The following is a 24,502-nucleotide window of genomic DNA, read 5'->3' on the forward strand; positions in this document are numbered from 1 at the left end:
GCAAAAGTTTCTTCCCAGCGTGAGAACTTCCTTATGAAAAGTTATCCGCAATTCCATTCCAATATATTCTCCACGAGGCTTCCAGTTTTTTTTCTGTCCTCTCTTTGCTTCCGTAGACAAGCTCTACACATATAGAATCGATTAAAGCAGAAAAAGCCATGGTCATTGACTCAATGTCCTGGTACCTTACTTCATTTGTCTCTACAGCTTTCAAAAAACGGTCAAAGAATAGTAAATCTACTTTAGCGATGTGTTTGTTGACATAGTCAATAACCGTATGATGTAAATGAGAAGGCGGGAAAAAGGACACACGCAGCCAAAACTTCATATTACAATCATTGCGGTATCTATCAATGTAATTTAATAACACTTTGTATAAGAAATCGTGAAGAGGCTCTTCAAAATGGGATTGCAAAAAAACCTCAAGCTTTTGAAGTTCTTTTTCTGCTGCACTTTTCAAGGTTTGCAGAAATAAATCGTCCTTCCCTTCAAAATGGGCATATATTGATTGTTTCTTTAAACCTGTCTCATCTGCAATGACAGCTAAGGATGCTCCCTCAAACCCGTATTGGGCAAAAGACCGTAAGGCAGCTTCTTTTATTTTTTGGGCACTCACACTTATCATCTCCCGGTTAACGATCGTTCGTTAACATTATAACAGGTTACCCGCGAGCGGAAAGGAAAAATAAAAAAACGTTTCAATTCAGAAACGTCTTCTTAGTACTCACTATTAGTATCTATTGCTTGGTTAGGCAAAATTAATACTTCTACTCTTCTGTTTTTCGCCTTGTTTTCAGGACTATCATTCTCTGCGATCGGGCGGTGCTCTCCAAAACCTTTGGCACTGAATTGAAGGGGATCAAGTTTATCATTTTCCAAAAGAAGGCTCATAAAATTCACTGCTCTTATCACACTTAATTCCCAGTTTGATTGAAATTCGCTGGTGGAAATAGGCCGGTCATCAGTATGGCCGCTGACCACAACTTCATGAGTCGGCTCTGTATACAGAAGTTCTGAAATTTCTCTCGCTACCTCTGCTCCTTCCAATTTGACATTGGCACTCCCCGTATCAAAGAATACATTATCAAGCAGAGTAAGGAGAAGACCTTCTTCTGTAAGATTAGTTTCCAGCATATTTTCAAGATTTCTACTAACTATATACTGGTTAATTTCTTGTTCTAATGATTCCAACTCTCGAAGTTCAGGCAGACCATCACTTTCTTTATCTTGAGTGTCTGATGAGGATACTGGCAGTTCTTGAGGAGTTGGTTCGTTATCTAATATCCCCTCTCCACCTGTAAATTCAGATTGAAAGACCTGGGCTATTTCCTGAAATTTCTCACTCTCAATTTCACTTGCTGCAAAAAGAACAATAAATAAGGCAAGAAGGAGAGTAAGCATATCAGCGTAAGGAATTAACCATGATTCATCAACGTGCTCGTCACTATGCTGTTTCTGTTTCCGCACTGTTTTCCTCCTTTTCTCCTTCACTCTCAATTAATTTCTTTAACTCGGAATGAGATAAAAAGGATCCCAGCTTATCTCTAACGACCATCGGAGATTCACCATGGGTAATAGACACAATCCCTTCAATAATGAGGTGCTTTTCCTGCACTTCCTTCTTAGATTTCTCTTTTAGTTTGTTAGCAAAAGGATGCCACAGCATGTACCCTGAAAAAATACCAAACAAAGTTGCCATAAATGCTGCTGCGATAGCATGTCCTAATGCTTCCGTATCTTCCATATATCCTAAAGCTGCAATTAACCCAATAACAGCTCCAAGAACACCCAAGGTCGGTGCGTAAGTACCGGCCTGTGTGAAAACAGAAGCTCCTTCCTTGTGCCTTTCCTCCATGGCATAAACCTTCTCTGTTAATACGTCTCTAATAAAATCTGGTGACTGTCCATCTACGGCAAGCCTAAGGCCGGACTTTAAAAAAGGATCCTCTGTTTTCTCGATTTCCTGCTCTAATGATAAAAGACCTTCTCTTCTGACAAAAGAAGACATTTCAGTAAAGGTGTTGATGAGGGACTTTAGGTCAGGCCCCTTCTTTTGTGTAAAGATAATTTTAAAAAGTGTAGGAACGTTTTTGATAGTTGACATAGGAAAAGCGATAATGACAGCTGCCGCAGTCCCGGCAAAGATGATTAATAACGCGGCCGGGTTAAATAAGGCTGCCGCGCTTACTCCTTTCATTACCATCCCTACTCCAATAGCTGCTATTGCTATAATAATTCCGATAAAAGATGTTTTGTCCATCTTTATTCCCCCGCTTTATAGTAAATTAGCCTTGTTAAAATGTAAGAGTAACGGGAAGTGTGCTGGGTTCAGCTCTGATTGTTATTGACCCTTTGAAACCAGTGCACACCAAATCCCCCCTCTTTTTAACATAGCCCTTTTGTATTCTCTATCATTATTATCGTTATAAAAACACTTTTCTTAAGGTATCTTCTCAAACAAAAAGAAGTGTTCAATTTCTCTGAAATTGAACACTTCTTTTTGGGGTGCCTGGCACCATAAACGGGTGTAATATATTTTTCGCTCATACTAGGGCTTTAAATGGATTTTGTGTTACAGCCCCTGCCGGTGCCAGGCACCATAGTTATAACCATACGGTTTTTTCTTCAAATGGTGTCCTCTGCTTCTTTTTTTCTGCTCCCTCGCTGTTTTCCGGGTAACCTAAAAATACTGTTCCAACTACCTTTTTGTCTTGTGGCGAACCTATAAAATGATGAAGACGTTCGTCGTGGACAAGACCAACTCCCCTTGTTCTCCAGACAAAACCTAACCCTTGTTCCTCAGCTGCAAGCCACATTGAATGAATCGCACAGCACACAGCATATTCATTGTCTGTAGAATCAGACGCCTTTGGAAGAGTGTCTGATGTGACAACAATAATGACGGGCGTTTGTGTCACTGCTTTCATGGAACTGTCTACTAGCTTTGGCTTTGTTGGAAAACGTTCTTGTAAATATTCATAAGCTAAAGATTCATATTCTTTCTTGGCCTTCCCCTGTATCACATAAAAACTCCACGGCTCTCTCATTCTATCATTTGGAGCCAGGGTAGCTGCATAGAGCAGGGATTCTATTTTTTCTTTTTCTACCTCTTTGGGTATGTAACTTCGCACTGCCCGCCTTGCTTCCAAACGTTCAAAAACGCTCATTTCTTTCACTCTCCCTTTGTTTTTTTACGAGGGAATCTACGAATCTTTTACACCGCTGATCATCCTTTTTCTGAGGTGTAAGCTCCACTTTTAACGTGACGGCTAGATTCGTACATACGTACAGCATGTCCCGGAATTCATTGACTGCTCCGCAGTATCTCGGAAACAAGCTGTCGCCTGTTCCAAACACCCCAGTGGTCAGTTTCTTGCTTCCATATTCCTCAAAGGCAGTATAGAGGTCTCTCATTTCACGGGGAATTTCCCCATTTCCCCAGGTGTATGTCCCAACTGCTACGATCTGAAAGTCCTGAAGCTGTGATAATGGAAAGAGGGCTGAAGGATAAGAGACTACGTCGATGTCTCGCATTTCCAAATACTTCTTAATCATTTCTGCCAGCTCTTCGGTGTTCCCGGTCACTGATGCGTAAATAACAGCCGCTTTCATGGTACCTTACAGCTCATCAAATCCATTTGACTGAGTAACTTTCGAATAGGTTCTTGATTTTTGTTCAAAGAAATCTGATTTCGTTTCATTGATCATTTCGTCGCTGTATACTTGGATCCACGGCATAGGGTTGTCCTTTTCTTCATACAGATTGTTCAGTCCTAATTGCCGCAGACGTTTATTTGCTAAATACTCTACATATTCTTCAAATTCATCTAAATCGATACCTTCGACCTCTTTAAGAATGTAATGTGCCCATTCTTTTTCCAGTTCGACGGCATGCCCAATGGTGTCATAGACATAGGAAATGTTCTTGTCTGTATGGAGCTCGGGATTTTCCGCCAGCAAAATCCGTACAAACTGAGAAATAAAGTACGCATGCTGCATTTCATCCCGCTGAATATAACTAATCATCGTGCTTGTTTTCAGCATTTTTTGCTGACGGGCCAAGTGATAGAAAAAAGCAAAACCAGCATAAAAATAAATACCTTCTAAATTAATTGAATTAATGGCTAATTTAAAGAGCGCTTGTGGTGTCGGCTCTTCACGAAAACTCTCGTAGGCCTCTAAAATCAATTGATTTCTTTTGCGAACAATAGGATCCTCTTTGGCCTGGTTGAACCTTTCATTCTGCTCACGTAAAGGAACAAGGGAACTCAACACATAAGAGTAGGACTCGTTATGGACAGCTTCTTGCTGGGCTACAACCGCAAAAATTGCTTTAAAGCTGGAATCTGTCACATAATCCATTACCTGGCTCATGGTTGGAGTTTGCAGGCTGTCCAATGAGGCAAGCTGAGTATTGATTCTCAGGAACACATCTTTTTCAACATCACTTAAATGATCCCATTGTTTAATATCATCCTGCATATTAATTTCCTGAGCCTTCCAGAAGTTCGAAAGGAGAGTCTGATATAACTCATACATTTGTGGATAAGCTATATCATTCCAGTTAAGCAGTCCTGAAGACTGTCCATTAATAATGCCTGTAGATTTATTCGGGGCTGCTGGATTCATTAATTTCACTTTTGACAATGAGGACATTTCGATCCCTCCTAAAATAGGTTAAGTTAGCTGTGACAAGCTTCACACTCTTCAATTTCTGACTGGGAAGTGCTCCGTACATAATAGGTGGTTTTCAACCCCTGTTTCCAGGCTTCAAAATGAAGGTTGAGCAACTCTTTAGCCTTAATGTCATGACGGACATAAATATTAAAGCTTATTGACTGATCAACATGGCGCTGTCTGGCAGCGTTTTGCCTGATGCTCCAAATCTGGTCCAGTTCATGGCGGGCCCGTTGGTAATAGAGATACGTATGGTGATTTAAGTCTGGAGCTGTTACCTTAAACTTAAAGTTCTTCTTTTCTTCAGCAAATTCCACTGCGTACAACGGGTCAATTCCATCTGTGGATCCACCGATTTTGGCAGTAGAAGAATTAGGAGCTACAGCCATCATCCATCCGTTTCTCACTCCAGTAGCAGCCACCTCTTCCTGTAATTCCTGCCACCGTTTTGACGTATAGCCTCTTCGCTCAAAATAAAGACCTGTTTCCCACTCAGAACCTTGAAATTTACTATAAGCCCCTTTTTCTTTTGCCAATTCCATGGAAGATTGAATCGTGTGATAGGCAATGTCTTCGTATATTTTATCTGCGTATTCCACAGACTTCTCAGATTCCCACTGGATTCCTTTTAATGCCAAAAGGTGATGCCAGCCAAACGTTCCAAGACCCACCGCTCTGTACTTTCTGTTGGTAACTTGCGCCTGACCCACTGGAATGTTGTTTAAGTCAATGACATTATCAAGCATCCTCATCTGAATAGGTATCAGCCTTTCTAAGACCTCATCCCTTACTGCTGACGGAAGATTAATAGAAGATAAATTACACACCACAAAATCTCCTGGTTTACGGACAATAACAATGTTTCCCTCTTCGTCTTCATACTCTTGACTAATAGGGGAAGGTGACATATTTTGTGTAATTTCTGTGCATAAATTACTGCAATAGATAGAGGTTCTTCCCTCCCCTTTCAAATGCTTGTTTGGATTTTGACGATTTACTTCATCCCGGTAGAACATGTAAGGTGTTCCTGTTTCCAGCTGTGCCACCATAATTCTTGCCATGATATCCATGGCTCGGTAGGTCTTTCGCGGAAGAAGAGGGTGATTGACTGCTTCTTCATACTTTTCTGTAAAATATTTACGGTCTTCTTCGTCATAAAAGTCTTCAAGACCAACCGGAGTGCCATCTTCACTCTTCCAGCCCATGATTTGTTTCACCTGGTGAGGACAAAACACATGCCATTCGCCTATGCTTCTTCCGTTCTCATCTGTCTCCTGTAACTTATGCATAAATAGGTCAGGTATCGTAACCCCGGTAAAAATATCGTGAGCTTTCCTTCTTTCATCACCATTATTTGTTTTTAAGTCAAGAAAACCGTTCATAATGTCCTTGTGGAATAAGTCTAAATAAACAGCCACCGCCCCTTGACGCTGTCCCAGCTGGTCCACACTCACAGCTGTGTCATTAATCAGCCTGATCCACGGTACCACTCCAGAGGAATTACCTTTAAACTTCTTTATATCTGATCCTAAAGCTCTTACCTTCCCATAATAAATGCCAATCCCACCGCCATCCTTGCTGAGGCGGGCAATGTCCCAGTTATTCAGGTAAATACTGTCAAGTGAGTCATCAACTGTATCTATAAAACAAGAAGACAATTGACCAAAACTTTTTCCTGCATTAGATAAAGTAGGAGTCGCAACCGTCATATATAAATTGCTTAGTGCCCAATATGCTTCCTTTACTTTTTCCAGCCTTTTGTTTTTTTCTTCCTTCTGCATAAGGGTCATCGCAATGATCATAAACCGCTCCTGCGGCAGCTCAAATACTTTCCCCTCATGATCTCTCGCTAAATACCGGTCTGCCAGTAAAAATAAACCTATGTAAGTAAACAACTCATCTCGCTTGGGTTCAATTTCCCGTTCTAATTCCTTAATTTCCTGTTCAGAATATGCTGCTAACAAATGATCGGAATAGATTCCTTTCTCACGTAACGTTTTCATTAGCTTATACAAGCTTCCATATCGTCTCTCCGCCGTGCTGTACCCTCTATGTAAAGCCGCCTGCTTGTATAGTTCATTTAAATACAGCCGTGCTGCAACAAACGTCCAGTCTGGCTGGTCCATTTGTATTTGATTTAATGCATAGAGCATAGCTTGATGGTTCACGTCTTTATCCGTTCCTGTAAAAGATGTAATATATTCTTTGATTTCCTTTGCATTAAAATTGTAACGATCAAAAGCTTTATCAATTGTATCCATCACTTCATGTAATTCCTCTTTAACATGTACTGTCATTTTCTTCCTCCTTATTCCTGCTTTATTCTAAGCTGGCCGTTGTCGTCTCACCGCTCCTGATATTTTTTCGAATTAAAAAATCCGCTCAAATTAATGTGAGCGGATGAAACGATAGCAAGTAATGGAGAAAGATACTTTGGTCTTTCCCTGTGCCACCGTTTCATCTTCTCAATCCCCGAAGAAGGTGAAACATCTTAAGATAAGACAGGTCTCCTGACTTGTGCGTCTTCCGTCCATGAGCTCCTTCCCGTATAAAAACCGATCAAGTTTATTTATACAGTGGATACGACTCATTTCGTCAGCACTTACAGTTGCGGGGGCAGTCTTGGATTTTCACCAAATTCCCTTTTACGCCAAATGGCATCTCATCTCAAGGCAAACAATATATAGTTTTCTCGATAACAAAAAACACAATATCTTGTGAAATTCTACATTCATACTACATGACTTATCCCAATTTAGCAAGTTCATAGATCCATAGATTATTAATTTATTTCTTCAAATGTAAAGCATCTCTACTATTACATGGGGGGAGCATTTGACGTCAATTATCACATTTTGTCGTAATACCCGAAAAGTCTAAGGCTGCGTTGTTTTTCTTTTCCTATTCGCTGAAAATACATTTATATTACCTACACTAACCCCTGCATAAAAGAATTAATACCTCAGTGAAGCAACGGACTTACTAATAACCATCCTCTCCGTTTCATATCCCTTACTTTTTAAGTAATACTCCATACCTGCTTTAGCAATGTCTATGTTATTTTTCGGACCGATGGTCACACGTTTTATAGGAAGTTTCTCTGGAAAATGAATCGTAATAAACGGGATGATTACTCCATTTGAAGCCCGGAAGAAAACCTCTGGGCCCCTCTCTTTGGTAGTGAGCTTTCGTGGAAGAGCAATTCGATATTCTTCTTCACTTTTAAAAGCCTCATCCTTAAAAAAGATCGAACAAGTTGCTAGTATAGAAAAGAAATGTTCTGACAGCTCTCCCCCGATTTCTTGCAGCGTATACTGAGGGTGAAGATGGGATAGATATTGAAAGGTTTCCATGAGAAAATCCATAACTATTTGTTCTTGTTCTCTTCTGTCGTATATTACCCTTCCATACACTAAGGTATATTCACGGGCAAAATGACTGGAAAAATCATTTATTTTTTTCAGCATGTCACCAGAGGAAAAGCCGATATTGTATCCGTCGCCTTTTGCGTAGTTATACCAAAGAGCCAAAGAGTCTTTATTTTCGGTCAGAGAGAATATATATACCTCAAAATCGTCAAGGTCTATCTTCTCCATAAACCTTTGCCATGTCTGTTTTAATTCTAAAATAAATAACTTTTTCAGTTCCTGTATATATGTATCTTCCCCAAAGTTATCCGTCAGCTTATTTTCGACCTGTCCCAATACTTTATTAATAATTCCTTCTATATAAATAAGTTCATTTGAGTCATTTAAAAAGGTTCCTCTGCTCATCCACAAATTGTTTGTTTCTACCATGCCCATTAAACTATCTAAACCGGTGTAATGATACAGTTCCTTTTGTACAGTGTGATCTTTTCTGATTTGCTGGTCTACCGACTGCCAAAAATGCAGCGATAAAGCCTCTGCCAGTGTCCCCTTTTTATCCATGGTTTCTCCCCTTCTACTCAAGCATAAGTCTTATTTCCAGCTTGTATTTTCCCTTCTTTGTGTAAGAATAATCCCCGGTCCACGATTTTTTCATTGGTGCGCCCCATGTACTGGTATGCGTGACTCAGAATATCAGGAGCTCATTTAGGCATTATACATTTACCCAAATCCTTTCGGCTTACTGTCTATTTTCGTTCGACTCCTGCTTTTTCCAAAGGGGCCACTCTTCGACATGACAAATATAACTTGGAACTTTGACAGAACCTATGAAAAAAAGACGGTCTCAAAAAATTCTCATTGAGACCACCCTTTTTTATCTACTTCTTTTTTTGCTGAAATGATCTTTCTTTTGCCGGCTCTGTACTTCCAGGTTCATCTGGGCTTTTTTGTGAACGGTAGGCCTCGTTTATAAACGAGCTTCCACTTTTCTTTGTGTTTTTATGGCTCACCCTCTTCACCCCCTCCTTTTATAATGTTAGCTATTAGCCGCATTTTATTTGAAGGAGGGTAAAATAAGTGAGGTCTATCTGTAATGGGGGAGGAGAGCGGCCCCTATCGCTCCTGCCTTTTGCCCCGACAAGGCATCGTAAATCTCGGCCTCTTTCTTAAATTTCGGGTAGACCAAATGATTTGTCTTTTCCTTGAGCTGGCCTAAAAAGTATGATGAAGAAGCCATCACCCCTCCTCCCAAGATGAGCTTCTCAGGGTTTAATAAAAAGATGACATTCGCGAGCAGTATAGACAGGTTTGTAGTAAATTGATCCACAATTCCCGCTGAAATTTCTTCCTTTTCCACTTCAGCTAAATAAAAGAGTTGTCTTACATTTCCTGGTATACCCGCACTTTGGCATTGCTTCTCCAATGCTTTTCCGCTTACTGCATCTTTAAAGCTTTTGCCGGAATTCATCATCATATAACCGACTTCCCCTGAAAATCCATCTTTCCCATGAATGATTTCCTTGTTTACAATATAAGAGCCTCCAACGCCTGTGCTAACTGTAAGGTAGAATATACTCTCAGCATCAGCGCCTATACCCTTCACAGCTTCTGCAAGAGCAGCACAATTTGCATCATTTTCAACAAATACAGGAACTCCCCAGTATTGTTCCATCATTTCTTTTAAGGGAACGTTCTCCCATCCAGGCAGGTTTGGGGGACTTTTTATAACACCTTTCCAAGGATCTAAAGGGCCAGGGCTTCCTATCCCTATCGCTCCTACCTTTTCATTTTCTTTAACAAAAGCCGTTATTTCATTAATTTCCTCAATAATCTCATCAGGCCCTCTTTCAGGATGAGTACTTCTTATATTTTCCTTTACTATTTGTTGGTGTTCATTCAGTAACACCGCTCGAATATTTGTACCGCCAATGTCTACGCCTACTGTATTCATAACTCCTCCCCTGTATTAGGTGCCTGGCACCACTTTCCCTTGTCATGTGCTGCCCCCTTATTTCAACCTTATCCCCGAAAGAATGTTACAATCCGTTCTAGTGCCTGGCACCATAATTATCCGTGAATGTCTCTTTTGTTATATGAAATAAATCCTGCCCCAAGGCATAGTAACGTAAGAAAGATTAAGCTCCCGAGAGCAGTAACATTTACATCCTCTACCGGGAGCTGTGGCACATGCCCATATGGTGAGAGGGCAGCAAGCCACTCTTCAAATTGCAGAAGCCCTCCCAGGTAGACAACAATAAAGGAATAAAGCAAGTAACCCCAAACAGCCGACACAGCATTAGGGGCTCTTCCAATCAGGAGTACAGCAATCGATACCATTAACCAAATTGCCGGGAGATAAACCATTCCTGCGCTATATAGGGTGCTAAAAGCAAGGCCCTCCTCCATAGAGAAATTGCCCGCTGTCCAGAGACCTGTCACGGCAAGCGACATCATAACAAAAGAAACAATAACTGAAATAAGCAAGTAACTGCCAAGGAGGGTGTTTCTAGATACACTGCGGCTTAGTATATGATCTATTCGATTTTTCTTCTCTTCACTTACAATCTTTAAAACTGCCATAAGCGCTGGAATCGTGGAGATCATAGCCATAATTGCCATCAGCATGGTGATAAATTGCTCAGTTAAAGTAAATCCCTCTATGGATGGAAGCATTTCTTCCATCATCTCGATCCCTTCAATAAATGCTTCCAAATCTCCCAGTACTGATCCATAGGATACACCAAGAACAAACATGCCGACTCCCCAGGTAATCAAACTGACTCTCTGCAATCTGAAAGCCAGGCCCAATGGACTAAGCAAAGAGCCTGATCCCCGGCTTTTCCCTGGCCTTTCCGGAAAAAAACCAGCACCGATGTCACGAATGGCTTGCAAATAAAGAGCAATAACGAATAAGATAATCGAAATAACCAGAGTGATTATGACAGGCCACCAGTAGTTCGTTACATACACTTCTGTCCCTAAAATCCACCCCAATGGGGATGCCCAGGACAAAGTCTGATTGCCTACATCACCAATAGCCCGAATCAGATAAGAAAGCCCGAGCACAGCAAACGAAAACCCTATCACACCTCTTGAGTTATTTAGTAGTTGAGAGAAAACTGCGGTGAGACTTGTAAAAAATATTCCTGTAGCCCCTAAAGCTGCTCCGTATAATAAAGATCCTTCTAAATCCATGCTCTCAATTCTAAGCGAGTACAGACCGAGACCAATCACTAACGCAACCAATAGGTTAACCATAAACAACACCATAACCGCTGCCGTTGTAGGAGCTAATCTTCCAGAAGGAAGTGAACGAATAAGTTCTACCCTCCCGGCTTCCTCATCAGCTCTTGTAGAACGAACAAGAAGAAGAATACTCATGATGGCTACCGTCACAGCAGTAAAAAGGAGCATCTGATGAGCCATCATCGCACCTGTAGTATAGTTATCCAAACCATATCCCTGGCCTACCATAGCAGTCATAGCTGGATTGTGCATTGTATCGGCTATGGCCTGCCGTTCTTGCTCATTTTGGTAAAGGTCTGTAAAAGCTAAAGCTGTCACAAAGGTAAGGCCTGCTAAAGCGATCAGCCAAACGGTAATTCTGAACCGGTCTTTTTTTAAATAAAAGGAGGCTGACTTTCCTGTATTCTTAAACAGCTTTTCACTCATTAAGACTCCCCTCCGTTCCTTTCCCGAAAAGAAGAGGAAGTTTCATAATGGCCCATAAATAAATCCTCCAGCGTGGGAGGAGCACTTTCCAATTTAACTAGTCCAAACTGACTTATATATTTTATTACCTGGTCCAGGTCCTCTGTATTCACTTGAAAGGAAAGAGCCTGTTCTTTCTCTTCTATATGATAAACTCCTTTTACCTCTTCAAGTGCTGTGATCGGCTCTTTGGTCTCCACTGAAATACTGGTCCTTGTCAAATGCCGAAGTTCCTTTAAGGAGCCTGATTCTATAATTTTGCCCTGCCTGATAATCCCGACCTGGTCACATAACCTTTCTACTTCTGAAAGGATATGGCTTGAAAGTATGACGCTTTTCCCTTGTGCCTTTGCTTCCTGAACGCATTCCTGAAAAACTCGTTCCATTAGTGGATCCAGTCCTGAAGTAGGCTCATCAAAAATATAAAGGTCCGCTTCCGAGGACAAAGCAGAAATTAAAGCGACCTTTTGCCGATTTCCTTTTGAATACGCTCGGCATTTTTTTGAAGGATCAAAATCAAATCTTTCCATTAATTCCTCCCGTCGGCTATGATCACCCGCTCCTCGTAATTTCACAAACAAATCAATGACCTCTCCCCCCGTTAAGTTAGGCCATAAATTAACGTCTCCTGGTACATACGCAAGCCGTTTATGAATCTCCACAGCATCTTTCCATGCATCTTTTCCAAAGATCCTGGCCTCACCGCTTGTGGCCTTTAAGACGCCTAATAATATCCGGATCGTTGTAGACTTTCCTGCTCCATTCGGGCCGATAAACCCGTATACCTCCCCCTCTTTCACTTCCATGTTTACGCCATCCAGTGCCATAACCTTTCCAAACCTTTTGGTTAAGCTTTTCGTTTGCAGAACATTCATTTTTCTGCCTCCCCTTACTTATAAAAGCTTGTTTTTAAGATTTCCAGATACTCGTCAAACTCCTCCCAATAAGGTTCCATATCCACTGAAGTAAAAGGCTTTCCTTTAAGCTTGTTAAGCAGTTCATTCTGATAGCCTTCCATCGACCATCGGATCAGCTTAAATGCCTTGTCTACGTCAATATCCGTTCGAAAAAAAGAGTAATCGATATCTTCGTATAAAATTGAGTTGCCAAGTGTCTGAAGCTTTAAAATTTCGTCATGTAATTCCTTTGGCAGTTGGTCCTTATCACTCAGTAGCAGTGCCCCCATAAAATAAAATACGTGAGGATGATCAGCAAAAGCTTGCATCTTCATCTTCGAAGCATGTTTAAATCGTTCAATAAAATCTCTTTCTTCTTCATTAATCTTTTTAATATAACGGTTGATCGTTACATCCAGACTATACTTTACAAGGTAACGGTACAATTCTTGTTTATTCTTAAAATAATAAAACAACATCCCCTTGCCGATCCCTGCTTTTTTTACGATACGATTGGTAGAAGCCTGATCAAATCCGTGCTCAGCAAATTCCTGCAGTGCGGCATTTAATATCCGCTGCTGCTTTTCACCTTCTAAGTTGTTGAACGTCTCGGACATGCCTTCATTTCTCCCTCCTCTTACTCATTTATTTCACTACTGCGCAAAATAGACCACTATGGTCTATAAATCATATCACCATCGACCATAGTGGTCAACCAGAACGTTTCCAGTATCTTGTTTCTTTACGAAGAAAAGAAAAAATGCCCTGAATTCTTTTAAGAAAAGAAAACAGAGCATGATTAATTACGGATAATAATATAAACAAGGTAACCAATGTAGGCCGCTACCAGCAATAATCCTTCCAGTTTCCCTACCTTACATTCAGTACGGGAAAAAATAAACAATACTATCGTCAGAATCAACATAACAATGACATCAAAATATATTTTAGTTTCTACCGGAAGAGGAATAATAAGAGACGCCGCTCCAAGAACAAAAAGGATATTAAAAATTGAACTGCCGACTATGTTTCCTAAGGCAATTTCACTTTCTTTTTTTAACGCAGCAGTTACTGAAATAACGAGCTCCGGCAAAGAAGAGCCGATAGCTACAATCGTCAGGCCCACCAGTGTTTCACTCATGCCAAACCTGATTGCAATTTCAGTACTGCTTTCTACCACCAGATATCCTCCAAAAATGATTGCCGCAAGTCCTCCTGTGGAGAAAAGAATATGTCTTCCCCATTTCCGTTTATCCGGTTGTTCGGTGATCTCTTTTTCCATTTGGCTGCGATTATTTCTCGCTGCTTCTATGACGTAATACAAAAATATAGCAAAAAACAAAAGAAAAATGATGCCGTCTCCCCTGGTAATGACGTTCACAGCATTGTTTTCAAGATACTGATCACTCATCAAAACAAGCAGCACAATACATGCCAGAAAGGCAAAAGGAATCTCCTTTTTAATGGTAGCATTTGTAACCTTTAATGGAGAGAGAAATGCCGTTACACCTACGACAAGAGCTATATTAATGATATTGCTTCCTACCACATTACCAAGGGTTACTCCTGCACTTCCTTCCAATGCAGCTATGATACTTACTGTTGCTTCTGGAGCACCTGTACCAAATGCAACGATTGTAAGACCCACAAGCAAAGGCGAGATTCGGAGCAGCTTTGCGATCGCAGCCGTGCTTTCGACAAAGTAATCAGCTCCTTTTACGAGCAGCACAAATCCGAGGACCAGCAATAGATATACCATATTTCCTTATCCATCCCTTTACTATTCTATATAGATAAGGTGTACGATTTCATCCTATCCTATCCTGGTCTTTTCCTTTGTTTTTCACTCATCTTTTTATAAAAAACGGGGATACTATTCTTATTACTTCTGGGTGAAAATGGAGGACGCTATGCTTTTTAACATATTCTTCGGGTTTGTACTTCCATGGATTATTCTTTTTGTTCTTTGGCGAAAATTCCCTGAAGTCATTATTCTCTTTGTTCCTCTTGGGATTGCCATAGCCTTTGTTTCTAATGATTGGGGTATGAATATTTTTTGGTATACAGAACCCTATATTGAAAAAAATGAATCTTTGTCTGCCTTTCCTTTGAATCTTGGATACTTTCCTCTCATGGCTTGCTTATTTGTTACAGCGATAATGAAATATCAATTTTCAAGGATTACATTAATAGTATTTTTCACAATTTTCTTTAGTGTCGTTGAATATATAGCCCTCGTTTTCGGAAGAGTTCATTATTTGAATGGCTGGGATATCATTTTTACTTCAGGCATATACCTTGCTGGCTTTGTTATTACCTCGGTGTATGCAAACCTCCTTTCAAAATATAAAATGCTTTCTCTAACGTAGTTATTCTACATATCAAGGTAGGTACTATATGAAAAATCAATGTGCACCCTTAGTAAAAAAGCTGCCCGAGGCAGCTTTTTTATTTGAACGTGGTACGTTATTTACTTGGAAATCCGGTTAAATACTGTTTAGGTACTTCTATCTCTTTATTTAAAGCAGCGGCAGCTTCCAGGGTCCAATAAGGATTTCTCAGCATTCCTCTTCCAACGGCCACAAGGTCTCCATCTTGATTTCCAACCACAGCGTTTGCCAGATGAGGTTCATCCAAGCGTCCTACTGCGATAACAGGCACCTGTAACGAATCTTTAATTTCTCTGGCTAAAGGCACCTGGTATGCCGCATGGGTTCCTGGCTTGCCTGCGGCCGCAATTTCCCCCTCACCGCCGGCACTAATGTGAAACATATCAACCCCTGCTTGCTGATATTCCTTTGAAAAGCTTATGCTCTCTTTGATCCCATAGCCTCCTTCCACATATTCCATTGCGGAAATTCGCATGATTAAAGGCATATCCTCTGGCATTTCACTTTTTGCAGCCTTAATAACTTCTTTGCCAAATCTGGCTCGGTCTTCCCCATATTCATCCGTTCTTTTATTTGTGAGAGGAGATTGAAATTGATGAATAAGGTAGCCATGAGCGCCGTGAATTTCAATAGTATCCACTCCGGCTTTGACAGCACGCCGCACAGCCAGACGGAATTTCTCTACCATCTCTTTTACTTCGTCTGTCGTTAATTCCCGGGGAACCTTATATTTCTCACTAAAACGAATCGCCGAGGGGGCAACCGGCTCTTCTGCATCCTCAGCTTTCCTTCCAGCATGAGCTATTTGAATACCTGCCTTTGCTCCGTGCTTGTGTGCCTCATCAATAATGCGGGCAAAGGCAGGGATTTGTTCATCTGACCACAGTCCCAGGTCATAATCCGATATTCGTCCATCCGGCTCCACATCAGTCATCTCAATGATAATTAAACCAGTTCCTCCGACAGCCCTGCTCACATAATGAATATAATGCCATTCATTTGGCACACCGTCTTTTTTTGTAACTGAATACTGGCACATGGGTGGCATAACGACTCGATTTTTAAGTTCTAATCCTTTTATTTTGTAATTACTGAATAAATGATCCATTACTTTGTCTCCTTTGTGAGGTTATTGTTTGTGTCTGACTGGCTTTGTGAAACCTCATGCCTTATCCTCGCATTTCACAAACATCTTAACAAAAAAGGAATGAGAAATATAATTAACAGCTTCAGCAACCAACGATAACACTATTATGTACATTATGTGAACTGACTTTGCTCATAAGGGGAAGGATGTGTGTTTTAAAGAGTGTATAATGTTACCGTATTAATTAAAGCATTCTAAAAAACCCCCCTTCCTTTTTTGGAAGAGAGGATATAATAAAAAACTAATATATATTACTAATTATGTTCAGATTTTTCATTCTTCACTTCTATGGTTTGCGTGATAACTAAAAACACTGTGAGTAAGACCGAAAAAAACAATAGCTGGCTCCATTCCTGAAAACGTACTAAACCTGCAGAATAAACAGCAGCTAAAATAACAATTAATAATCTAAATAACCCCACTCCATCACCTGCTCTTGAAATATTTCACGTTATGATACCATTACACACTGTGTAACAGCTACCCTTTTTAAACAAAATATTATTTATTATAAATCAAAAAATCGTTTGCCGATAAAAAGACGCGTTAGAACTCAAGGATAGACTGACTTCTTTAGCTTTTGACAACAATTCTATACTGCTTTGTGTAGTTCCTCTTATAAAAAAAGCTGATCTATGTCTTCATAGACCAGCTTTTTGCCGTTACTATTATCTCTCTTCAAGACGGGCAATTCTTTCATCTAAATCAGGATGTGTTGAGAAAAGCCTTGCCATACCGCCTTTTCCGTTGATCTTCATCGTTTGTACGGCCGAATCATCGGTGCGGTCATTGACCTGAGCTCGGTTAACATGAGTTTTCAACGATCTCAGGGCATGAGCCATTTTATCACGTCCCGCTAAGTCCGCTCCTCCCCGGTCTGCATGAAATTCCCTGTACCTGGAGTACGCGGTCACTACAAGACTTCCAAGGATGGAAAATAAAATTTGAAAAATAAAGATAGCGGCAAAACGAACAACAGTCTGCATTTCTGAACGAACCAGCCTGGAAACAAGAATTGCAGCAATTCTTGCGAAAAAGATGACGAATGTGTTAATTATTCCTTGCAGCAAAGTCATTGTTACCATGTCTCCGTTTGAAACGTGAGCTACTTCATGAGCAATGACTCCTTCCACTGCTGCATCATCCATATGGTTTAAAAGGCCGGATGAAACGGCGACTAGAGAACGCTTCTTCGTTGGACCAGTCGCGAATGCATTCACTTCAGAAGATTGATAAATACCAACCTCTGGCATATGTGTCAGCCCCGCAGCCCGCGAAAAACGGTGTACCTTTTCCACCACTGCTCTCTCCTGAGAAGACAATGGACCATCTGGATCCAGCACTTTCACTCTCATCATTTTCTTTGCAATATAGCGTGACATGGCCAAGGATATAAATGAGCCCAAAAACCCTGCTAATAAACTGAATGCCATTAAGGATACGTAGTCAATGCCCAGACCAGGGCCGCCTGTATCGTATGTTCTCTCTAAATCGGTAAAAGAAGTAATGAGCGACCAGACAATAAAAATCGTGGTTATGACCATGATATTAGTTGTTAAAAAAAGAAATATTCGTTTACCCAATCCAATGCCTCCTGTTATATGTTGATGACCTTAGTATAGTTTATAACATTAACTTCCTTCAGGGAGGGAGTTTGTTAGATTGACACAAAACTCTTTGTGGAATTGAAGTTATTTACCGCTTTGTTTTATTGTCCCACTAAAACATTTCCTTGCTCAATGTACCCTCTCATATGCATTCAATATGAAGTAGTATTTCCCCTATTGTGTATGCCCTACATAATTATTCCTGATTTACACATCTTAATACAACAAGGAGGAGAGCAGAATGGAGAAGTTTCTTTATTTTTACCTTTTTCTCAGGATTATACCTGATGCTGAAGTATTTGAAATCGCGCTGGTAACCGCTCTTGTTATCTGGTCTTCTCAATACCTGTTTAATAAATTGTTCAATGCCACGCTTCTGCCTTGGATGAGAGAAAGTAATCAAAGAAGAAGGCAACGAGAAGAAAATGAAAGCACAGAGCCCGCCAAAACCTTTTCAGCTCAAGCTGTTAACATCCCTCACCAGAAAAAAGCGGATGACCAATCGTGAGTACGAAACCTCATCAATTTGAAATGAAGGCATCTGAACTGGGGTGCACCCTTATATCATACAGCTTTGGAGTAGGGATCTTAACACTTCCGAGGGATCTTGCCTCGAGACTTGATACCCCAGATGGGTGGATGACTGTCCTGTTAGCCGGCGTTGTTATCATGGCCTTAATTTATTTATGTGTCGCCCTGCAAAAAAATTTCACCCGGGAAAATGTTTTCGAGTATTTACTTAAAGGCCCCTTCAGCAAATGGATAGCTTTTCTCCTGGTTCCTATTTTCATTATATATTTTATTTTCACATCTGCTGTAGTACTTCGTTATTTTGGGATTGCCTCTAAAATGTATCTGCTCGATCAGACGCCTACTGAAGTGCTTGTAATGGCCATGTTAGTCATAAGTGCCTATGCTGCTTCGAAAGGCATTGAAGGGATTATATTTTTAAATATTTTGTTTGTTCCTACCATTGTTTCAGCGTTAATCGGTGTTTCTATTTTAAACATAGGTAATGTTGAAGTTGAAAAGGTGCTTCCTGTGATGCCAGAAGGTGTATTTCATATGTTTGATGGAATCTTTATTCCATTGTTTGCCTTAAACTCAGTAGTTCCTCTATTTTTTTTACTTGGTTTTTTACACAAAAAGGAGGTAAAAAGTACACCATTAATGGCGAGTATGGGAATTACTTCCCTCATTTACTCCATTATTGTAATCATAACCTACACCATTTTTTCCGTTGAAACTTCTAAAATCATTGTTTTTCCAACGATTGAAGTAGCCAAGGAAATTGAGCTGGGCGGAATCTTTGAAAGGGTGGAATCTATTTTTTTAGCGATATGGGTACTAAGTATCTTTACCTCTGTTATGCTGTTATTCTTTTTGTCCGTACAAGTCACTCGAGAGATTTTTTTGACAAACAAACAAACCCCGTGGCTGCCCGGTGTATTTGCTTTTATTATCTTCCTTGTTACGTTTTTTCCTGAAAATGAAGCAGAATTGCAAAGCTTCGTTGAATATTTGAATTACTCGGGGCTCTTATTAATTCTCACTGTGCTGCTGGTCACAGGAATCACTATTGCTGTAAGAAAAAAACAAGAAAACAAGAGCCTTTCAACTTAAAAACAAATATGCAGGTGAGTGGATTTGAAAAAGATTTCAGCTTGTCTACTATTACTGCTGCTTTCTATACTTCTTACCTCCTGCTGGGACAGAAGTGAAATAGAGGAAATTGGATTTGTCCTTGGAGTAAGCTTTGATCCCCCGGCAGGTGGTGACGCGGCGAATGGTTTGGAAGTGACTCATCAAGTTGCTATACCTGGAGTAGAAGAAACCGCCCAGGAGGAACCGACTGGTGAAGATTCTTTTATTAATTTAACCGCCACAGAGATGACAAATTTCAAAGTCCTTCGGAATTTAAATACAAAGACGAGCCGAAGATTAAATTTTGAACACCTAAAGGTTCTCATTATTAATCGCAAGCTTCTGGAAGATGGATACATGGAAGAGATACTGGACTTTTTTATCAGGGATCATGAGATGAGGCGAAGAACAGTTCTGTTAATTTCAAAGGAGAAAGCAAGTGATATTCTTCAGTCCAGGCCTGTTCCTGAAAAAATACCTAGTCAGTATATTGATTTCATCAATGAAAATCACCCTTTTGTTCTTCCAATGGTAAAAAGAATGGAAGTTGGTGAGGTGTTAGAACGAGTCGTTGGACGAAGAAGCTACCTCCTGCCCTGCATTTTCAAATCAGAGGATGGCGAATTGATTATTCAAGGAGGAGGAATCATGCATGGAATGAAAAATCAATTTATTGACTATTTGCTGGATGAAGATATTGAAGGTTACAACTGGATTACTGGCGGAGCAGAAAAAGGGATTGTTGAAGTAAAAGGTGACAGGACCAAAGGTGAAAGATTTGTTTTTGAAATTGATGATGCTTCTAGTGAGATTACTTATGAAAGAAAAAACGGCAGGGATCATTTTCATGTCAAGCTTACCGCTGAAGGACATGCTGCTGAATTGTGGGGCCATGATATTGACTTAAGTGACCCAGAAACAGTACGGCACATGTCAGCAAGAGTAGAAGAAAAAATAAAAACACAGGCGGAGAATATTGTTAATAAAATGCAGCATGAATATCACATTGATATTTTTGAAATGATAACTGAAATAAAACGTAGTAACTATTCTTATTGGCAGACCGTCAGGGATACATGGGACACACCTGACGGAGGCTTCTCAAATGCTACGATTACAATTGATGCAAACGTGGAGATTCGGCACCAGATGCTGATTGAAACATTAGAAAAAGATTAATTCTCTTACAAGGAAGAGAGATACGATGAAAACATTGCTGCAACGAAGAAAATTTTTACGAAACCAACTAAAAGAGACCGCACCAAAACCAAAAAATGACCTGGATCTCTGCTTTTCAGGGGACCTCAAGAAAGACAGCTCTTTCATAAAAGAAGCTATTGGCAGCAGTGAAGAAATAAATCAGCGGTATTTCGGAGTTGCCGGAAAAAGAAAAGCATGTTTGTTTTTTCTTGAAGGGCTTGCAGATGAACAACTGATTGATCGGGATATCCTTCGTCCTCTAATGGAAATGGATGAAACTCTTCTGGAAAAATACAATGAAACGGGACTCTTAGCTGAAATTTCAAGTCATATTCTCCCTGTTTCTTCCGTAGAAGCAGAAGGACAGCTTGATTCTCTTCTTGATAATTTTTTTTCAGGACACACTGTTCTCATTATTGATGGTTGTAAACAAGCTCTTACCATTGAAGCTATCTCTTTTACAGAACGCTCGGTGGAGCAGCCAGAAACAGAAGTGGTCGTAAGAGGGCCCAGAGACGGATTTACGGAAAACATTGAGACAAATGTAATGCTTTTGCGCAGAAGGCTGAAAGACCCAAACCTCACCTTTGAATATGAAAAGGTCGGTGAACGTTCAAAAACCAGGCTGTCTATTGGCTATATTAAAGGCTTGGCAGACGAGAATGTGATAGAAGAAATCAAATATAGAATACAATGCATTGAGTTTGATAACATTCAAGAGCTTGGTATGGTGGAAGAATTTATTAAAGACAATCAATTGTCTATCTTCCCTACCTCTCTTTATACAGAACGTCCCGACAAGGCTGCATCCTTTCTCAGCAGTGGCCATGTTGCTCTTCTATTGGATGGAACTCCCTATGCGATGATCCAGCCCATTCTTTTTCAGCACTTTTTTAAATCGCCCGAAGATTATTATGAAAACTGGATTATTAGTACACTCATACGCATTCTCCGTACTGGAGCTGTCTTTATCGCTGTCTTTTTACCTGCGTTATATATTGCTTTAGTGTCCTTTCATCAGGGTATGATTCCAACAACCTTAGCCTTGTCAATTGCCGCTTCCAGAGAGGGCGTTCCTTTTCCTTCTTTTATGGAAGCCATTATTATGGAAATTACCCTTGAACTATTAAGAGAAGCAGGAATCCGGCTGCCCCGCATGGTCGGACAGACGATTGGAATAGTCGGCGGGATCGTGATCGGTGATGCTGCGGTAAGAGCGGGAATTGTGAGTCCTATTATGATCATTGTTGTGGCGTTAACAGCTATAGCCTCCTTTACCCTTCCTGTGTATAACATTAGTATTGCCTTTAGGATTCTCCGGTTTGCTTTCATGCTGTCCGCAGCTTTTCTGGGCCTTTACGGGATAATCATTGGATTGATCATTGTATTTATTCATTTGTCTAGCTTGAAGAGCTTTGGAAGTCATTATCTCTCCCCTTTTTCACCCTTTCGTTTTCTTGAATGGGGAGATATGGTCTTGAGACTTCCTTTAAGCAATTTTCAGCGGCGAAGCGAGGAACCTCCTATAAAAGATAAACTAAGGCAAAAAACGTAATCTGTTCTATATAGAAACTCATTAAATTGGAGTGCAACACAGCGAAAGTTAAAAGAGTAAAGGGACTACGATAGAGATAAATATGGCGGCGAGCCCCATAGCTGTTCCTGCCATAGCACCTTGAAGCTGACCTTCTCTTGCAATTTCAGCTGTCCCTTGTCCATGGGCGATCGTTCCCATGGACAGACCGCGGGACACTGGATGGGAAATGTTTAACCTTGTTAGCAGCCAGGGCCCGAGCATCCCGCCAATCGTTCCTGTCGCCACTACAAAAGCTGCTGCAAGTGAAGGATCTCCATTTATTAACGTGGTCGTTTCGACTGCAATAGGCACAGTTGCCGATTTTACAGTTAGAGAAGCAACAATTGAATCAGACAGGCCAGATAGTTTAGCAATGGCAGTGATTGAAAGGATGGCTGCTAAGGAGCCCAGAATCAAGCCTGCCCCCCAAATGAGACTGTACTCCATGATTAGCTTTCTATTCTTATATAAAGGTACAGCTAGCGCAGCCGTCGCCGGACCTAACAGATACGTCATGATCTCTTTTGCCGGTTCATACTGTTCGTAGGAAACACCGCCTAAGAGAAAAATACATATGAGAATCGTTGTACTGAAAAAGACAGGTGTTGTAAAAGGCGAAGGAAACCTTTTTCCGACCTTTCTAGAAAGCAAATACACTCCTACCGTCAGAAATATACTAGCAGCTGTTACTGGTATCACCACAATCGGCTCCCTCCTTCTTTTTAGCTAGATATTGCGATATAAATCCCGTTATAAACATTCCTATCCCTGTACTAATAATCAAGCCCAAAACCAGAATCAGGCCATGTTGCAGAAAGAATTCTCCAAAGTTCATTAAACCAACGGCAATCGGTATAAAAAAGAAAGCTAAATGTTTAATGAGGAGATTAGCGGCTCTCTCTACAAATTTCAGAGGAATAATGCCTGAAGCTAATAAACTCACAAGTATAAGCATCGCCATGACGTTTCCTGGTAAAGAAAGATTAAAAACGTTCACTAAAAGGTATCCTGCCTCATTAATCAGCCACAAAAGAAATAGTTGAAAAATAAGCAAGCTGTAATCGCGCCACATTATGATCTCCTCCTTTCTGCTTCTTCCCCAGTCCACCCTTTTTTCTGGGGTGGCACCTTTGTGAGACTTATTATAAACTGAATACAACCTATAAATAAAATACATATTTGTTATTTTCAATATGCATTTTATCTATACCTGAAAGGAGTGTTACTCAATGGACATTAGGCATTTAGAGTATTTTTCAGAAGTAGCCAAACACTTAAGCTTTACAAAAGCCTCCCAAACCCTCCATGTTTCTCAGCCATCCATTAGTAAAGCCATTAAAAACCTAGAAGAAGAATTAGGCGTGCCATTATTTTACCGATCCTCAAAACAACTGGACTTAACTGATGCCGGACAAGCAGTGCTTACCAACGCTCAAACTGTTTTAGCTGCCTTTAGAAACTTAACAACTGAACTAAATGATGTCATGGACCTTAAGAGCGGAGAAGTAAAAATTGGCATCCCCCCCATTGTTGGCGCAGCATTTTTCTCTAAGTTAATCAGTCATTATAAGGAGCTGTACCCTTTAGTAAAAATCACTTTAACAGAGGTGGGCACAAAAAAAATTAAACAAGGTGTAAAAGAAGGCTCCCTGGATATTGGATTAATATGTACTTTGCCAGCACACAGTTCTTCCTTCGAAGTTGTGAACGTCTTACAGGATCCCCTTGAGCTTGTTGTTTATAAGGACCACCCTTTGTCTAAAAAAGGTGACGTGTCCTTTTCCGAGTTAGCAGACGAACCTTTTGTCTTGTACCGCAAAGACTTTTCTTTATATGACCAAATCATCAATGAATGCTCTAAACACAACTTTCACCCTAACATAGTGTGTGAAAGTTCTCAGAAAGACTTTTTGTTGGGGATGGTAGAAGCGAAGTTAGGGGTTGCTTTGCTCCCCAGCAGGATTTGCCGTGACATCAATAATAAAGAGGTAACCAGCATCCCTTTATCTGGATCTGCCATCAACCTGGAGCTCGGGATGATTTGGAAAAAGGATAAATATTTATCTTTTGCCGTAAGAGAGTTTGTTACTGTTTCACAACAATATGTAAACCGCCATAAGAACCTGTAGAAGTCACTGTTTCTCAATTAACCTTCTCTGTCTTCCTGTTGCTGTGCTAGTTATTTTTCTGGGCTATCATTTCGTTTCCGGAATGACCTTCAGGAGCCAGAATGTTTGTCATTCTTCCTTCCATATGATAATTTATCTTTGCTGTTTCTTCATATTT

Annotated in this window: 25 protein-coding genes and 1 riboswitch; of the genes, 6 read left to right on the top strand and 19 right to left on the bottom strand. The window is 40.4% G+C overall.

The window, feature by feature from the left end; all coding sequences use genetic code 11:
• Positions 1-31: 31 nt before the first annotated feature.
• The 14 genes from ACFPU1_RS09045 to ACFPU1_RS09110 all read right to left on the bottom strand — a co-directional run bounded on the left by ACFPU1_RS09045 (position 32) and on the right by ACFPU1_RS09110 (position 14,411).
• Entirely contained in the window at positions 32-616 is a 585-nt protein-coding gene (locus tag ACFPU1_RS09045) for a TetR/AcrR family transcriptional regulator (RefSeq protein ID WP_385940293.1), read from the bottom strand.
• Positions 617-717: 101 nt separating this feature from the next.
• Positions 718-1,467: a flagellar motor protein MotB gene (motB, locus tag ACFPU1_RS09050; RefSeq protein ID WP_385940295.1), complete on the bottom strand. Its 750-nt coding sequence runs from the start codon at positions 1,465-1,467 to the stop codon at positions 718-720.
• Positions 1,445-2,260: a flagellar motor stator protein MotA gene (gene motA, locus ACFPU1_RS09055; RefSeq protein ID WP_054636318.1), complete on the bottom strand. Its 816-nt coding sequence runs from the start codon at positions 2,258-2,260 to the stop codon at positions 1,445-1,447. The genes motB and motA overlap by 23 nt, the downstream gene beginning before the upstream one ends.
• A gap of 343 nt (positions 2,261-2,603) precedes the next feature.
• The gene (locus ACFPU1_RS09060) at positions 2,604-3,167 is read right to left on the bottom strand and encodes a nitroreductase family protein (RefSeq protein WP_385940298.1); all 564 of its coding nucleotides are present in this window, start codon (positions 3,165-3,167) and stop codon (positions 2,604-2,606) included.
• Complete coding sequence (locus ACFPU1_RS09065; RefSeq protein WP_385940300.1) at positions 3,154-3,612, bottom strand: flavodoxin domain-containing protein; 459 nt, start codon at positions 3,610-3,612, stop codon at positions 3,154-3,156. Before ACFPU1_RS09065 ends, ACFPU1_RS09060 begins: the two co-directional genes overlap by 14 nt.
• A gap of 6 nt (positions 3,613-3,618) precedes the next feature.
• On the bottom strand, positions 3,619-4,656 hold the full coding sequence (locus ACFPU1_RS09070; protein WP_385940302.1) for a ribonucleotide-diphosphate reductase subunit beta: 1,038 nt from the start codon (positions 4,654-4,656) through the stop codon (positions 3,619-3,621).
• 26 nt (positions 4,657-4,682) lie between these two features.
• Positions 4,683-6,974, bottom strand: a complete 2,292-nt coding sequence (locus tag ACFPU1_RS09075; protein WP_385940304.1) for a ribonucleoside-diphosphate reductase subunit alpha — start codon at positions 6,972-6,974, stop codon at positions 4,683-4,685.
• Between the two features lie 186 nt (positions 6,975-7,160).
• A riboswitch (cobalamin riboswitch) is annotated at positions 7,161-7,357 on the bottom strand.
• 274 nt (positions 7,358-7,631) lie between these two features.
• Positions 7,632-8,606: a DUF2971 domain-containing protein gene (locus tag ACFPU1_RS09080; protein ID WP_385940306.1), complete on the bottom strand. Its 975-nt coding sequence runs from the start codon at positions 8,604-8,606 to the stop codon at positions 7,632-7,634.
• A gap of 317 nt (positions 8,607-8,923) precedes the next feature.
• Complete coding sequence (locus tag ACFPU1_RS09085) at positions 8,924-9,055, bottom strand: hypothetical protein (RefSeq protein ID WP_269758421.1); 132 nt, start codon at positions 9,053-9,055, stop codon at positions 8,924-8,926.
• Between the two features lie 74 nt (positions 9,056-9,129).
• Positions 9,130-9,996 (bottom strand): ROK family protein, encoded by an 867-nt coding sequence (locus ACFPU1_RS09090; protein WP_385940308.1) that lies wholly within the window; start codon positions 9,994-9,996, stop codon positions 9,130-9,132.
• A 116-nt stretch (positions 9,997-10,112) separates the two neighbouring features.
• Entirely contained in the window at positions 10,113-11,717 is a 1,605-nt protein-coding gene (locus ACFPU1_RS09095; protein WP_385940310.1) for an ABC transporter permease, read from the bottom strand.
• A complete protein-coding gene (locus tag ACFPU1_RS09100; RefSeq protein ID WP_385940312.1) occupies positions 11,717-12,631 on the bottom strand; it encodes an ABC transporter ATP-binding protein in 915 nt (304 codons plus the stop codon). The genes ACFPU1_RS09095 and ACFPU1_RS09100 overlap by 1 nt, the downstream gene beginning before the upstream one ends.
• Before the next feature lie 14 nt (positions 12,632-12,645).
• Positions 12,646-13,269: a TetR/AcrR family transcriptional regulator gene (locus ACFPU1_RS09105; RefSeq protein WP_385940314.1), complete on the bottom strand. Its 624-nt coding sequence runs from the start codon at positions 13,267-13,269 to the stop codon at positions 12,646-12,648.
• A 182-nt stretch (positions 13,270-13,451) separates the two neighbouring features.
• Positions 13,452-14,411 (bottom strand): calcium/sodium antiporter, encoded by a 960-nt coding sequence (locus tag ACFPU1_RS09110; protein WP_385940316.1) that lies wholly within the window; start codon positions 14,409-14,411, stop codon positions 13,452-13,454.
• 151 nt (positions 14,412-14,562) lie between these two features.
• Between ACFPU1_RS09110 and ACFPU1_RS09115 the strand changes: the two genes are divergently transcribed.
• Complete coding sequence (locus ACFPU1_RS09115) at positions 14,563-15,021, top strand: hypothetical protein (protein ID WP_385940318.1); 459 nt, start codon at positions 14,563-14,565, stop codon at positions 15,019-15,021.
• Positions 15,022-15,118: 97 nt separating this feature from the next.
• Here the strand turns inward: ACFPU1_RS09115 and ACFPU1_RS09120 are convergent, their stop codons facing one another.
• The 3 genes from ACFPU1_RS09120 to htpX form a co-directional block, all read right to left on the bottom strand.
• Complete coding sequence (locus ACFPU1_RS09120; RefSeq protein WP_385940320.1) at positions 15,119-16,150, bottom strand: NADH:flavin oxidoreductase/NADH oxidase; 1,032 nt, start codon at positions 16,148-16,150, stop codon at positions 15,119-15,121.
• A 293-nt stretch (positions 16,151-16,443) separates the two neighbouring features.
• Entirely contained in the window at positions 16,444-16,611 is a 168-nt protein-coding gene (locus ACFPU1_RS09125) for a hypothetical protein (RefSeq protein WP_157049985.1), read from the bottom strand.
• A 246-nt stretch (positions 16,612-16,857) separates the two neighbouring features.
• Entirely contained in the window at positions 16,858-17,772 is a 915-nt protein-coding gene (htpX, locus tag ACFPU1_RS09130; protein WP_385940322.1) for a protease HtpX, read from the bottom strand.
• A 265-nt stretch (positions 17,773-18,037) separates the two neighbouring features.
• On the opposite strand from htpX, the gene ACFPU1_RS09135 reads away from it, so the two are divergent.
• The 4 genes from ACFPU1_RS09135 to ACFPU1_RS09150 are packed head-to-tail and all read left to right on the top strand — an operon-like array spanning position 18,038 to position 22,195.
• Positions 18,038-18,304 (top strand): hypothetical protein, encoded by a 267-nt coding sequence (locus tag ACFPU1_RS09135; RefSeq protein WP_054637571.1) that lies wholly within the window; start codon positions 18,038-18,040, stop codon positions 18,302-18,304.
• A complete protein-coding gene (locus tag ACFPU1_RS09140) occupies positions 18,301-19,419 on the top strand; it encodes a GerAB/ArcD/ProY family transporter (RefSeq protein ID WP_385940324.1) in 1,119 nt (372 codons plus the stop codon). Before ACFPU1_RS09135 ends, ACFPU1_RS09140 begins: the two co-directional genes overlap by 4 nt.
• Before the next feature lie 24 nt (positions 19,420-19,443).
• Entirely contained in the window at positions 19,444-20,619 is a 1,176-nt protein-coding gene (locus tag ACFPU1_RS09145) for a Ger(x)C family spore germination protein (RefSeq protein ID WP_385940326.1), read from the top strand.
• Positions 20,620-20,644: 25 nt separating this feature from the next.
• The gene (locus ACFPU1_RS09150) at positions 20,645-22,195 is read left to right on the top strand and encodes a spore germination protein (RefSeq protein ID WP_385940328.1); all 1,551 of its coding nucleotides are present in this window, start codon (positions 20,645-20,647) and stop codon (positions 22,193-22,195) included.
• A gap of 48 nt (positions 22,196-22,243) precedes the next feature.
• Here ACFPU1_RS09150 and ACFPU1_RS09155 read toward each other — a convergent pair whose 3' ends face one another.
• Positions 22,244-22,918, bottom strand: a complete 675-nt coding sequence (locus tag ACFPU1_RS09155) for an LrgB family protein (protein WP_385940330.1) — start codon at positions 22,916-22,918, stop codon at positions 22,244-22,246.
• Positions 22,893-23,288, bottom strand: coding sequence for a CidA/LrgA family protein (locus ACFPU1_RS09160; protein WP_385940332.1), 396 nt, complete (start codon positions 23,286-23,288; stop codon positions 22,893-22,895). Before ACFPU1_RS09160 ends, ACFPU1_RS09155 begins: the two co-directional genes overlap by 26 nt.
• A gap of 157 nt (positions 23,289-23,445) precedes the next feature.
• Between ACFPU1_RS09160 and ACFPU1_RS09165 the strand changes: the two genes are divergently transcribed.
• Positions 23,446-24,345, top strand: a complete 900-nt coding sequence (locus ACFPU1_RS09165; RefSeq protein ID WP_385940334.1) for a LysR family transcriptional regulator — start codon at positions 23,446-23,448, stop codon at positions 24,343-24,345.
• Positions 24,346-24,502 lie beyond the last annotated feature (157 nt).

The sequence above is a fragment of the Thalassorhabdus alkalitolerans genome, from assembly GCF_042656525.1.
Lineage (GTDB): Bacteria > Bacillota > Bacilli > Bacillales > Marinococcaceae > Thalassorhabdus > Thalassorhabdus alkalitolerans.